Source organism: Pseudomonas sp. S11P7 (genome assembly GCF_023195435.1).
Taxonomy (GTDB): Bacteria; Pseudomonadota; Gammaproteobacteria; order Pseudomonadales; family Pseudomonadaceae; genus Aquipseudomonas; species Aquipseudomonas fluorescens_G.
The window spans coordinates 6,013,783-6,027,414 of the sequence record NZ_JALPKS020000002.1; the positions used below are offsets into that span (position 1 = coordinate 6,013,783).

The 13,632-nt window shown below is 63.8% G+C and carries 10 protein-coding genes; all 10 read left to right on the forward strand.

The window, feature by feature from the left end:
• Positions 1-7 precede the first annotated feature (7 nt).
• A complete protein-coding gene (locus tag M0746_RS27540) occupies positions 8-5,929 on the forward strand; it encodes an Hpt domain-containing protein (protein WP_258451282.1) in 5,922 nt (1,973 codons plus the stop codon).
• Positions 5,922-6,392 (forward strand): chemotaxis protein CheW, encoded by a 471-nt coding sequence (locus M0746_RS27545; protein WP_203419839.1) that lies wholly within the window; start codon positions 5,922-5,924, stop codon positions 6,390-6,392. The genes M0746_RS27540 and M0746_RS27545 overlap by 8 nt, the downstream gene beginning before the upstream one ends.
• A 601-nt stretch (positions 6,393-6,993) precedes the next feature.
• Positions 6,994-7,359, forward strand: a complete 366-nt coding sequence (locus M0746_RS27550; protein WP_258451283.1) for a DUF6124 family protein — start codon at positions 6,994-6,996, stop codon at positions 7,357-7,359.
• Positions 7,360-7,640: 281 nt separating this feature from the next.
• Positions 7,641-9,311, forward strand: coding sequence for a malonate decarboxylase subunit alpha (gene mdcA, locus M0746_RS27555; RefSeq protein WP_258451284.1), 1,671 nt, complete (start codon positions 7,641-7,643; stop codon positions 9,309-9,311).
• On the forward strand, positions 9,311-10,168 hold the full coding sequence (locus M0746_RS27560) for a triphosphoribosyl-dephospho-CoA synthase (protein WP_208939420.1): 858 nt from the start codon (positions 9,311-9,313) through the stop codon (positions 10,166-10,168). Before mdcA ends, M0746_RS27560 begins: the two co-directional genes overlap by 1 nt.
• The gene (locus M0746_RS27565) at positions 10,168-10,467 is read left to right on the forward strand and encodes a malonate decarboxylase subunit delta (protein ID WP_258451285.1); all 300 of its coding nucleotides are present in this window, start codon (positions 10,168-10,170) and stop codon (positions 10,465-10,467) included. The genes M0746_RS27560 and M0746_RS27565 overlap by 1 nt, the downstream gene beginning before the upstream one ends.
• On the forward strand, positions 10,460-11,311 hold the full coding sequence (locus M0746_RS27570; RefSeq protein ID WP_258451286.1) for a biotin-independent malonate decarboxylase subunit beta: 852 nt from the start codon (positions 10,460-10,462) through the stop codon (positions 11,309-11,311). The genes M0746_RS27565 and M0746_RS27570 overlap by 8 nt, the downstream gene beginning before the upstream one ends.
• The gene (mdcE, locus tag M0746_RS27575; protein WP_258451287.1) at positions 11,308-12,093 is read left to right on the forward strand and encodes a biotin-independent malonate decarboxylase subunit gamma; all 786 of its coding nucleotides are present in this window, start codon (positions 11,308-11,310) and stop codon (positions 12,091-12,093) included. The genes M0746_RS27570 and mdcE overlap by 4 nt, the downstream gene beginning before the upstream one ends.
• Positions 12,087-12,707 (forward strand): malonate decarboxylase holo-ACP synthase, encoded by a 621-nt coding sequence (locus M0746_RS27580; protein ID WP_258451288.1) that lies wholly within the window; start codon positions 12,087-12,089, stop codon positions 12,705-12,707. The genes mdcE and M0746_RS27580 overlap by 7 nt, the downstream gene beginning before the upstream one ends.
• A complete protein-coding gene (mdcH, locus tag M0746_RS27585; RefSeq protein WP_258451289.1) occupies positions 12,704-13,624 on the forward strand; it encodes a malonate decarboxylase subunit epsilon in 921 nt (306 codons plus the stop codon). The genes M0746_RS27580 and mdcH overlap by 4 nt, the downstream gene beginning before the upstream one ends.
• The last annotated feature ends 8 nt before the right edge of the window (positions 13,625-13,632 follow it).

Below are 13,632 nucleotides of genomic sequence, written 5' to 3' on the forward strand. Positions count from 1 at the left end.
AGTGGTTATGGGTGCCCGGCACGACTACGTGGCCCTCGAGTGGGTCAAAGGCGCGATCGCCGATACGCTGAAGCAGGCGCATCAGGCGATCGAAGCCGTGCTGGATGATCCGCAGGCCTTTCCGGGACTGGATGAATGCCTGGATTACGTTCATCAGGTGCACGGCAGTCTGCAGATGATCGAGTTCTACGGCGCTGCGCTGCTCGCCGAAGAAATGGAGCATCTGGTCGAAGCCCTGCAACACGACCGTGTCACGCATCGCGATGAAGCCCTGCACCTGTTGCTGCAAGCGCTCGGGCAGTTGCCGATCTACCTCGACCGCGTGCAGAACGCGCGACGTGACCTGCCGCTGGTGGTGCTGCCGCTGATCAATGATCTGCGCAGCGCTCGTGGCGAGAGTCTGCTCTCGGAAACCAGCCTGTTCAGCCCGCAATTGCCCGAACTGGCGCCGCTCAGCGCGCCGGCGCTGGCGCAACTGGAACCGGCCGAACTGCCGAACGTACTGCGCAAGCTGCGGCAAACGCTGCAAATGGCCCTGGTCGGCCTGCTGCGCGAGCAGGATGACCCGACTCACCTCGGTTATCTGGACAAAGTCTTCAGCCGCCTCGAGGCGTTGAGCGGCGATTCGCCGCTGAGTCCGTTGTGGAAGGTTGCGGCGGCGCTGGTCGAAGGCATGCGCGACGGCGTCATCGCCAACAGTCCGGCGCTGCGCAGCCTGTTCAAGGATGCCGACAAGGAGCTCAAGCGCCTGCTTGACCAAGGCATGGCCGGGCTCAACCAGCCCGCGCCACCGGAGCTGCTGAAAAGCCTGTTGTTCTATATTGCCAAAGCCGAACATCCCACCGGGCAGATGCTGACCATGAAAGATCACTACTCCCTGGACGACGCGCTGCCCGACAGCGCAATGGTCGATGAAGAACGCGCACGCTTGGCCGGGCCCGATCGCGATGCGATGCGCTCGGTGCTCACGGCGCTCTGCGAAGAACTGGTGCGAGTCAAGGAACGCCTCGACCTGTTCGTGCGCAGCGACCGTCAGCACGCAGCAGATCTGGACAGCCTGCTCGCGCCGCTACGGCAGATCGCCGACACCCTCGCGGTGCTCGGTTTCGGCCAGCCGCGCAAGGTCATCATCGACCAACTGGCGGTGGTGCTCAGCCTCGCGCAGGGCCAGCGCGAACCGAACGACGCGATCCTGATGGATGTCGCCGGCGCCTTGCTCTACGTCGAAGCGACCCTGGCCGGGATGGTCGGCACCGTCGAAACAGAAAGCGCGGAAGACGCGCAGTTGCCGACCACCGACCTGACGCAGATTCACCAGATCGTGATCAAGGAAGCGCGCATCTGCCTGCAACAGGCCAAGGACATGATCGTCGACTACATCGACGCCGACTGGGATCGCCAGCAACTGCAAGCGTTGCCCGCGCTGCTGACGCAAGTGCGCGGTGCGCTGGCGATGATTGCCTTGAGCCGTGCGGCGAGTCTGGTCGAGGCTTGCAACGGCTTCATCCGTGAACATCTTCTACTCGATCCGCATGAACCGGATTGGCAGCAACTGGACGCACTCGCCGACGTCATCAGCAGCCTCGAATATTATCTCGAGCGCTGGGGCGACGACCCGCTGGCGCCGAGCGAGCCACTGCTGGACGTGGCGCAGAAGCGCCTCGCCAGCCTCGGGTTCTTTCCCGATGATCACGCCAACGAGGCGCCCGGTGAAGCCCGGGTGCCGGTGCTCGACGAGGTGCTTAGCCCCAGCGAGGCGCTGGTGATGCAGGATCTGCAAACGCTGGACGACCCGGACGTTGTGCAGTCACTGGCCGACGTCCTCGCCAGTCCGGTTTCGGCGGTCAATCCGCCGGCGCGCAGCACCCCGGGTAGCCTGCTGCCGCCGCCCGCCGATGAAGAACCGGTCGATGACGAGCTGCGCGAGGTGTTCCTCGAAGAGACCGACGAAGTGCTCGCCGTGCTGCACGAATACCTGCCGCGCTGGAGCGCCGATCCGCAGGACCGCGAAGCGCTGAGCGAACTGCGCCGCGCCTTCCACACACTCAAAGGCAGCGGGCGCATGGTCCGCGCGCTGATCCTCGGTGAACTGGCGTGGGCGGTGGAAAACCTGCTCAACCGCGTACTGGAGCAAAGCGTCGAACCGGGTTCGGTGGTGCAGCGCTTGCTCACCGACACCGTTTTGCTGCTGCCCGAGCTGATCAGCGAGTTCGCCACGCAGCGCCAGCGCCAGCGCAACGATGTTGATCAACTGGCCGCGCGTGCCCACGCGCTGGCCAAGGGCGACGAGCCGCTGGCCGCCGAAGACGTCGACGATGTCGCCGCGCTCGATCCGTTGCTGCTGGAGATTTTCCGTAAAGAAGCCGAAACCCACCTCGCCAGCCTCAACCGCTTCCTCGACCAGGCGGCCGAGCACGTACCGCTGCCGGCCAGCGATGAATTGCAACGCGCCTTGCACACGCTCAAGGGCAGCGCGTCGATGGCCGGCGTGGTGCCAATTGCCGAACTCGCCGCGCCACTCGATCAACTGGCCCGCGAGTTCAAGGCGCACCAGTTGCCGCTGGACCTCGACGAGGTTGAGTTGCTGCTGGAAGCCGAAGGTCTTCTGCGCGTTGGCCTGCGCCAGCTCAAGCACGATCCGCTGGCGCCGATTGTCGGTGCGCAATCGCTGATCAAACGTTCGCAAAGCCTGCTCGCCGAGCGTCTCGCGTCGATCCTTGAGGCGCCGGACACCGGCCTGCGGGTCAAGCGCGATCCGCAGCTGATCAACAGCTTTCTCGCTCAGGGCATGGACATTCTGCTCGACGCCGAAAGCCTGTTGCAGCGCTGGCAGCAGCACCCCGGCGAACGCCAGGAACTGAGCGCCTTGCTCGACGAACTGACGACCCTCGGCGAAGGCGCGCATCTGGCCGATCTGCTGTCGGTCGACGTGCTCTGCGAGGCGTTGCTCGACCTTTACGGCGCCGTCGAAGAAAGCAGTCTGGCGGTCAGCGAGCGGTTTTTCCACGAAGCGCAGCAGGCCCACGAAGCGCTGATCAACATGCTCGACGAACTGGCCGCCGGCCAGGAAATCACCCCGCAGCCCGAGCGGGTGCGCGCCCTGCACGAACTGCTCGATGAAAGCCTCGACCCGTCGTCCATGGGCCTGATCCGCAGCGACGGCAGCCGCACCCTGAGCATTCGTGAACTGGGCAGCGCCACCGCCGAATTGCAGCAGACGGCCGAGCCGTTGGCGGCGGATGACGAAATCGTCGAGATCTTCATAGAAGAGGCCATCGACATTCTCGACAGCGCCGGCCAGGCCTTGCAGCGCTGGTTAAGCGAACCGGACAACGGTGCACCGCTGTCGTCGTTGCAGCGCGACCTGCACACCCTCAAGGGCGGTGCGCGGATGGCCGAGGTCGAGGCGATTGGCGACCTCGCCCAAGAACTGGAAAACCTTTACGAAGGCCTGGCTGATCGGCGTTTCAGCCACAGCAGCGCGCTGGCGCAGTTGTTGCTCAACGGCCATGAACGCCTGGCGTTGCTGGTCGAGCAACTGCAAACCCGGCAAGCGCTGGAACCGGCGCAGGCGTTGATCGAAGCGCTGCGCCAGGCGCGCCATGGTGCGAGCGCCAGCGAAACGCCGACGGCCAGCGCCGACCCAGACAACGCTGGTCACGATCCGGAGTTGCTGGAGATCTTCCTTGAGGAAGGTTTCGACATCATCGAAAACTCCGGCGCCGCGTTGCTGCGCTGGCAGGCCGAGCCGGGCAACCGCCAGGAAGTGGAAACCCTGTTGCGCGACCTGCACACCCTCAAGGGCGGCGCGCGGATGGTCGAGATCGGCCCGATCGGCGACCTCGCCCACGAACTCGAATACCTTTACGAAAGCCTGTCCACCGGCGCCTTGCAACCGTCGGCAGAGTTGTTCGCTCTGGTGCAGCGCGGTCATGACCGGTTGGCGCAAATGCTCGACGGGGTGCGTGCCGGGCAACCGTGCCCACCGGCGGACCGCTTGATCAATGCGATCCAGAATTTCAGCCATCCGCTGAGTGCCGAAGTGCCGCCAGCGCCGCCATTGCCGGCGAAATCCGAGCCGACGCCAGCGCCCGCCGAGGCCGGCGCGGACATGGTCAAGGTCTCCGCCGACCTGCTCGATGAGCTGGTCAACCTGGCCGGCGAAACGTCGATCTTTCGTGGCCGTATCGAGCAGCAGGTCAACGACGCGCAGGTCGCGCTGAACGAGATGGAAACCACCATCGAGCGCATGCGCGATCAATTGCGCCGCCTCGACACCGAAACCCAGGGGCGGATTCTCAGTCGCCAGCAAGTCGACGGCGAACGCCTTGGCTACGAAGAATTCGATCCGCTGGAAATGGATCGCCATTCACAGTTGCAGCAACTGTCGCGGGCCTTGTTCGAATCGGCTTCCGACCTGCTCGACCTCAAGGAAACCCTCGACCGGCGCAACCACGACGCGGAAAACCTGTTGCAGCAACAGGGGCGCGTCAACACCGAATTGCAGGAAGGCCTGATGCGCACGCGCATGGTGCCGTTCGAACGCATGCTGCCACGGCTCAAGCGTATCGTCCGCCAGGTTGCCGAGGAGTTGCACAAGGACGTCGCTTTCGTGGTAGGCAACGCCGAAGGCGAGATGGATCGCAACGTGCTGGAACGCATGGCCGCGCCGCTGGAACACATGCTGCGCAACGCCGTCGACCATGGCCTGGAGTCCGCCGAAGTGCGGCTCGCGGCAGGCAAACCGGCGCAGGGGCGGATCACCCTCGACCTGTCCCGAGAAGGCGGCGACATCGTTTTCGATATTCGCGATGACGGCGCCGGTGTGCCGCTCGAAGCGGTGCGGCGCAAGGCGATCAAACGCGGGTTGCTCGCACCGGATGCGGAGATCAGCGACCGCGATGTGTTGCAGTTCATCCTGCAGCCGGGGTTTTCCACGGCGGAAAAGATCACCCAGATTTCCGGACGCGGCGTCGGCATGGACGTGGTCCACGAAGAAGTGCGGCAGTTGGGCGGCAGCATGAGCATCGATTCGGTGCCGGGGCAGGGCGTGCATTTTCGTATTCGCCTGCCGTTCACCGTGTCGGTCAACCGTGCGTTGATGGTGCAGTGCGGCGAGGATCAATACGCGATTCCGCTGCACACCATCGAAGGCATCGTGCGCGTGTTGCCGAATGATCTGGAAGGGCACTTTCGTCAGGACCCGCCGCGCTATCACTACGCCGGGCAGACTTATGAACTGTGCTACCTCGGCGAACTGCTGAAAACCGCGCCACGGCCGAAACTGCTCGGGCAGAATCTGCCGTTGCCGGTGCTGCTGGTGCACTGCAACGACCGGCGCATCGCCGTGCTGGTCGACGCCATGGCCGGTACCCGGGAAATCGTGGTGAAGAGCCTCGGCCCGCAATTTGCCGCATTGCAGGGCGTGTCCGGCGCGACGATTCTCGGCGATGGCCGAGTGGTACTGATCCTTGATCTGCTCGCACCGATCCGCGCGATGCAGGCGCGGGTGGCGCAGCCGCAGGCACTGAGCGACCTCGACAGCGAACCACAGAAACCGCTGCTGGTGATGGTGGTCGACGACTCGGTGACGGTGCGCAAGGTCACCAGCCGTTTGCTCGAACGCCACGGCATGAACGTGCTGACCGCCAAGGACGGCGTCGACGCGATGCTGCTGCTCGAAGAACACCTGCCTGACGTGATGCTGCTCGACATCGAAATGCCGCGCATGGACGGTTTCGAAGTCGCCACGCAAGTGCGCAACGACGAACGCCTGCAGCACCTGCCGATCATCATGATCACCTCGCGCACCGGCCAGAAACACCGCGACCGTGCGATGGCCATCGGCGTCAACGATTACCTCGGCAAGCCGTATCAGGAATCGGTGCTGCTCGAAAGCATTGCCCACTGGAGCAACAGACATGCATGAACACGGGCACTCGCTGCGCAGCAGCCAACTCACCGGCCTGTTGTTGCCGCTGGCGGACCGCAACCTGATCCTGCCCAACGTCGCCGTCGCCGAACTGATCGACTACCAGGCCAGCGCCTTCGACCTCGACACGCCACCGTGGTATCTGGGGCGGGTGACCTGGCGCGAGCGGCAGATCCCGCTGATCAGTTTCGAGTCGGCGTGCGGGCAGAAAATCGTCATCGGCGAGCGGGTACGGATTGTGATTTTGAATGCGCTGGGCGGGTTGCCGGAGCTCAGGTTCATCGCATTGCTGGTGCAGGGCATCCCGCGCTCGTACAAGCTCGACAGCCAGTTGAGTTATGTCGACGTGCCACTGTGCGGGCTGGAGCGAGCGGCGGTGCAGGTCGGCGAACAGGTGGCGAAGGTGCCGGATCTGTTGGCGCTGGAGCAGTTGTTGGTGGAGGCTGGCCTGGTCCATTGATCCAGAATGGGTGGCGCTCAGACGGGCCTCATCGCTGGCAAGCCAGCTCCCACAAGGTTTTGTGCGGTACACCGAATTCGGATACCCAACTCGGACCCTGTGGGAGCTGCCAAGCCAGCTCCCACAGGGTTTTGTGTGGTACAAAAAATTCGGATACCACTCGGACACTGTGGGAGCTGGCTTGCCAGCGATGGGGCCAGTTGCATCACCAAATTCTTGCAGGAAAATCCTCAATTTCTGCAGTGCAATAAACATCCTTTAACCCAGCTGTTTAAAGACACCCAGTGTTACGGCTCACCAGCCTACAAATCCTTGCGCCGCTGCCTACGCATGCACCAGAATCCGCCGGCTTGTGCGCCTTTGGCAGGCTGCGTAACTTGATTCCGTCACTGATTTCCAGTGATCGGGTTTAGCAGCCCGTGGTTAATCTAAGGGTGCACATACATCATCGTCAGGCTTAGCGCCTGCATTCGATGGCGGCTGTGCGCAGGGCGCTTCGGCGCGCCGGCTTCCTTAGGTTCCCCGGTCTGCTAACCTGCGTTCAGCTGCCACCCCTTCTTTTAGCAGAGAAGCGGTTCCAGCTTAATTTCGGAACCTGAAGATGATTAAACCTACGCCAAGCCCCCCGCTCACCGACCCCGCATCCCCCTACGAATCCCCCGATTCAAAGAAATTCCACGAAGCCGCCGAGCGCGCGCTCGACCACTACCTCGGTCCGACCAACGCCGACCTCATGGCCACGCCCTATACCCCCAACACGCTGTACATGGCCAACCCGAATGCCGAAACCGAATCCCTGCTGGCCGACGCCAGCGAAACCCTCGGCTCGGCCACCGTCATGCTCAACAACCACGCGGCCATGGTTGAAGGCACGCACCGCAAGACTGTGCAGGGTATTGCGCAAGTGGTGATGGTCGCTGAGATGGCTGTGAATCGTGTGTTGGACAGGTTGGTGCCGACTGAGTGATCCATTGGTCACGGTTGATCGTTCCCACGCGCAGCAAAGGAATGCAGCCCGGGACGCTCCGCGTCCCAAAAAGCCGAACGCAGAGCGTCCGTTGAGGCATTACCACGCAGAGCGTGGGAACGATCATCGGCGGGCTGATCCAGAATTTGCGCTGCTTCGGCTGGCTTCTTCGCAAGCAGTGACCATTACGCTCAGCGTAACGATTCACCACCGTGCTTGATTGATGCCCCCACCGCACACGCCTACCTTGGCTCCACGACAGCGAACCCCGTGGAGTGAGCATGACAACAATAATTTCCCCCGACTCGCGCTGGACGCGGCGGCGCGATGAGAAGCAGCGCCGGCTCGACAAGGTGCGCGGGCTGGCCGATGGCGCGGTGCTGCCCAGCGACAGGATCGTCGCCGCGCTCGAAGCGCTGATCCATCCCGGCGACCGTGTGGTGCTGGAGGGCAACAACCAGAAGCAGGCGGATTTCCTTTCGCGTTCCCTGGCCAAAGCCGATCCGGCCAAGCTTCACGACCTGCACATGATCATGCCCAGCGTCGGCCGCTCCGAGCACCTTGATCTGTTCGAACGCGGCATCGCCCGCAAACTCGATTTCTCTTTCGCTGGTACCCAGAGCCTGCGCATCAGCCAGTTGCTCGAAGACGGCCTGCTCGAAGTCGGCGCGATCCACACCTACATCGAACTCTATGCACGGCTGGTGGTGGACCTGATCCCCAACGTTGTGCTCTCGGCCGGGTTCATGGCCGACCGCGCCGGCAACATCTACACCGGCCCGAGCACCGAAGACACCCCGGCATTGATCGAACCGGCCGCGTTCAGCGACGGTATCGTCATCGTTCAGGTCAACCAGTTGGTCGATGACGTCAGCGAACTGCCGCGCGTGGACATTCCCGCTTCATGGGTCGATTTCGTCGTGGTGGCCGACAAGCCGTTCTATATCGAACCGCTGTTCACCCGCGATCCACGCCACATCAAGCCTGTGCATGTGTTGATGGCGATGATGGCGATCCGCGGGATCTACGAAAAACACAACGTGCAGTCGCTCAACCACGGCATCGGTTTCAACACCGCCGCCATCGAATTGATCCTGCCGACCTACGGCGAATCCCTCGGCCTCAAAGGCAAAATCTGCCGCAACTGGACCCTCAACCCACACCCGACGTTGATCCCGGCGATCGAGAGCGGCTGGGTCGAAAGCGTGCATTGCTTCGGCACCGAACTGGGCATGGAAAACTACATCGCCGCGCGCCCGGACGTGTTCTTCACCGGCCGCGACGGCTCGCTGCGTTCCAACCGCATGGTCTGCCAACTCGCCGGGCAGTACGCGGTGGACCTGTTTATCGGCGCGACATTGCAGGTCGATGGCGACGGGCATTCCTCGACCGTCACCCGTGGGCGCCTCGCTGGTTTCGGTGGCGCGCCGAACATGGGCCACGACCCGCGTGGTCGCCGTCACGGCACGCCGGCGTGGCTCGACATGCGTCACGGCGATGCGCCGCAACCGATGCTCGAACGCGGCAAGAAGCTTGTGGTGCAAATGGTCGAGACCTTCCAGGAGGGCGGCAAACCGACCTTCGTCGAAACCCTCGACGCGGTCGAAGTGGCGAAGAACAGCGGCATGCCGCTGGCGCCGATCATGATCTACGGTGACGACGTTACTCACCTGCTGACCGAAGAAGGCATCGCCTACCTGTACAAGGCGCGCTCGCTGGAAGAGCGCCAGGCGATGATCGCCGCGGTGGCCGGCGTCACCGCGATTGGCCTGCGCCACAATCCGAAAGACACCGAACGCATGCGCCGCGAAGGCCTGATTGCCTTGCCCGAAGACCTCGGCATCCGCCGCACCGACGCCACCCGTGAACTGCTCGCGGCGAAAAGCGTGGCGGATCTGGTCGAGTGGTCCGGTGGCCTGTACAACCCGCCCGCCAAATTCAGGAGCTGGTAATGCACGCATTCAACCTGCAAGCAAAACCGCTGTCGCTGGCTGACCGCTTGGCCGATCTGGCGGTGGACGCGTTGATCGACGAAGCCGACCTGTCGCCGAAACCGGCGCTGGTCGATCGTCGCGGCAACGGCGCGCACACCGATCTGCACCTGGGCCTGATGCACGCGTCGGCGTTGGCGTTGTGGCCGGCGTTCAAGGAAATGGCCGAGGCGGCGCAAGACATTGGCGAAGTCGGATTGCCGTTGCGCGAAGCGATTGGCCGGATCGGTCGCGAAGGTGAGCAAGCGATGCTCGCGACCACTAACGGTGTGAATACCCATCGCGGCGCGATCTGGGCGCTGGGTCTGCTGGTCACTGCCGCCGCTCTGCAACCGAACTCCATTGCTCTGTGTGCGGCACGCCTGGCACTGCTCGACGACCGCTACGCACCGAAGCCACTCAGCCACGGCGCGCAAGTCGCCCAGCGTTACGGCGCACGCGGTGCTCGCGAGGAAGCGCAACTCGGCTTCCCCTCGGTGCTGCAGCGCGGCTTGCCGCAATTGCAGAACAGCCGCGCCAACGGCGTCGGCGAACAGAACGCCCGGCTCGACGCCTTGCTGGCGATCATGACCGAACTGGCCGACACCTGCGTGCTCTACCGCGCCGGCGAACAAGGCCTGCACGCCATGCAAAGCGGCGCGCAAGCGGTGCTCGACGCCGGCGGCAGTGCCAGCCTGACAGGCCGCCGCCGATTGCACGAACTGGATCAACAACTCATCGCATTGAATGCCTCGCCCGGTGGCGCCGCCGACTTGCTCGCCGCCACGCTGCTGCTCGATCGAATCGAGCGCGACGGCCTCTCTCAGGGAGCGTTTTGATGGAAAGCCTATCGTTTGAATTTCCCGCCGGGCAGCCGCCACGCGGGCGTGCGCTGGTCGGTTGTGTCGGCTCGGGGGATCTGGAAGTGCTGATCGAACCGGGCCTGGCCGGCACGTTGACGATCAACGTGCAGACCTCGGTCAACGGCGCGCAACAGCGCTGGCAGCATCTGTTTGCGCGGATGTTCGACGGCACCACGCCACCGGCGATGGCCATCGATATCCACGATTTCGGCGCGACGCCGGGGGTGGTGCGCTTGCGTCTGGAACAGGGTTTCGAGGAGATCGGTCATGACTGACAGCGCCGCGTTGCTCAACAAACACAGCTTCGTCGAACTCGGCGCGCGGCAACGGGCGAAAGCCTTGCTCGACGCCGGGACGTTTCGTGAACTGCTCGACCCGTTTCAACGGGTCATGTCGCCGTGGCTGGAACGCCAGGGCGTGGTGCCGCAAGCCGATGACGGGGTGATCATCGCCAAGGGCAGCCTCGATGGTTTGCCGGTGGTGATTGCCGCGATCGAAGGCGCTTTTCAGGGCGGCAGCCTTGGCGAAGTCGGCGGGGCGAAAATTGCCGGCGCGCTGGAGCTGGCCGCCGAGGACAACCGCAAAGGCATCCCGACCCGCGCGGTGCTGCTGCTGGAAACCGGTGGCGTGCGCTTGCAGGAAGCCAATCTTGGTCTCGCGGCGATTGCCGATATTCACGCAGCGATTGTCGATTTGCAGCAATACCAACCAGTGGTCGGCGTGGTCGCCGGCAGCGTCGGTTGCTTCGGCGGCATGTCGATTGCCGCGGCGCTGTGCAGCTATCTGCTGGTGACTCAGGAAGCACGTCTTGGCCTGAACGGCCCGCAAGTCATCGAGCAGGAAGCCGGGATCGAGGAATACGACTCGCGCGACCGGCCGTTCATCTGGAGCCTGACCGGGGGCGAGCAACGCTTCAACAGCGGTCTGGTGGATCGTTACGTTGGCGATGATGTGGCGCAGATTCGTCAGCAGGTCGGCGAATTGCTCCAGCAAGGCTTGCCGGCTCAGCCACGCAGTCAGCGCGCCGAGTGGTTCCTGCAACGTCTGAGCAGTCTGAACACTGACCAGCAAATCGAACCCTCGGTGGTTCGCGATCTGTATCAAGGAGAGCGCTCATGAGCGGTTATTCTCTGCGCGGCTTGAACTGGTTCAACGCCTTGAGCGCGGGCGCTGAAAGCGTCGAAGGGCTGCCGCCCTCGTTGAAAGTCGCTGACGGTGAACTCGGGCGGTTTATCGCCGTGGTCGCTGACCCGGACAACCGTTTCCCACGCGCTCGCAACGGCGAAGTCGGTTTGCTCGAAGGTTGGGGTCTGGCCAAGGCTGTAGACGATGCAATCGCAGCCGACCGCGACAAGACACAGAAACGCCCGATCATCGCCATCGTCGATGTGCCGAGCCAGGCCTACGGTCGGCGCGAAGAAGCGCTCGGCATTCATCAGGCGCTGGCCGGCGCGGCGGACAGTTATGCCCGTGCGCGGCTGGCCGGGCACCCGGTGATTGCCTTGCTGGTCGGCAAGGCCATGTCCGGGGCATTTCTGGCTCACGGTTATCAGGCCAATCGCTTGATCGCCCTGCGCGATCCCGGGGTGATGGTCCACGCGATGGGCAAGGCCTCGGCGGCGCGGGTGACGTTGCGCAGTGTTGAAGAACTGGAAGCGCTGGCCTCAAGCGTGCCGCCGATGGCCTACGACATCGACAGCTACGCCAGTCTTGGTCTGCTCTGGGAAACCCTTTCGGTGCAGCAGATCGAACAGCCGACGGCAGAGGATCTGGCGCGGGTCAGCGAATGCCTCAAGCAAGCCATTGGTGATATCGCCGGCACCGATTTGAGCAATCGCCTCGGCGCCAGCAATCGCGCGGCGTCGAGCAAGGTCCGCGAACTGTTGAGGGCGCAGTGGTGAACCTGCCACTGGCCCACGACCTGCTCTGGGGCATGAGCCCGGCGCAGTTGCCGGCGGATGCGCCGCAGTGGGCGATCGAGTCGCTGGCCGCCGGGCAACCGGTGGTGGTGCGGCGCGCGGTGAGTGCTGAAGGTTTGGTCGCGGTGGGCGTGCGCGGTTTGCTGCGCGAGCAGCGGCTGGCGACGTTCATGCGGCTTGATTCGATTGCCTGTCGGGTCAGCCCGGAAGCGTTGTGTCATGTCGACAGCACGCGTGATCTGCCGGTCATGCAGGCGCTACGGCAATTGCGGCCGATGCTCGATGACTGTGGTTGGGTCTGGGGTGTCAGCGGCAGTGTCGGCTTTGAGCTGGCCAGCGGTTTTGCCGCGATGCACGCGGCCAGCGACCTTGATTTGATCCTGCGCACAGCGCAACCGATTACCCGACAGCAGGCACGCGAACTGGCCGCGTTTTTTGATCGCGCCGCGTGCCGGGTCGACATGCAGCTGCAAACGCCATTCGGCGCGGTGGCGTTGCGCGAATGGGCCAGTGCTTCGGCGCGGGTGCTGCTGAAAAATGCGCAACAGGCGCAACTGGTGATTGATCCATGGAACCCGCAGGAGCAGGCAGCGTGAGCAGTCTGCTGGTGTTCCCCGGCCAGGGCGCGCAGCAAGCGGGCATGCTTCAGCGCTTGCCCGGGGAAACGTTGACCGAGGCCAGCGATGTGCTCGGTGAAGATGTCTCGCGGCTCGATTCTGCCGAAGCGTTGCGCACCACACGGGCGGTGCAGCTGTGCCTGCTGATCGCCGGTGTCGCTGCTTCGCGGCAGTTATTGCAGGATGAACTGAGCGCGGATTACGTCGCCGGTCTGTCCATCGGCGCCTATCCGGCTGCGGTGGTCGCCGGGGCTTTGAGCTTCAGTGACGCGTTGCATCTGGTCAGCCTGCGCGGTGAGCTGATGCAGCAGGCTTATCCACAGGGCTACGGCATGACCGCGATCATCGGCTTGCAATTATCCACAGTCGAAACGCTGCTGGCGCAGGTCCACAGCGAGGATTCGCCGGCGTATCTGGCGAATATCAACGCCGATAATCAGGTGGTCATCGCTGGCAGTGACCGCGGCATGCAAGCGGTGGCCGAACTGGCGCGCAGTCGTGGCGCCGGTCTGGCAAAACGTCTGGCGGTGAGTGTGCCGTCGCACTGTCCGCTGCTGGACGAACCGGCGCACACCCTCGCCGAAGCCTTTGCCAGGGTTGAATTGAGAACCCCGAAAATCGCTTACCTGAGCGGTAGCCGTGCGCGGCCTGTGACCAAGGTCGAAGCGCTGCGCGACGACCTCGCCTTCAATATGTGCCGCGTGGTGGACTGGCGCGGCACCGTGCAAAGCGCCTACGAGCGCGGCGTGCGCTTACAGATCGAACTGCCGCCCGGTGCGGTGCTGACCGGACTGGCGCGCCGGGTGTTCGAGCAGGGCACCGTCACGGCCTTCGACAGTGCCCGCCTCGACACCCTGCAAGCGCTGTTGCGAGAGGAGGGTGGCCGCCAACTCTAAAACCGCCG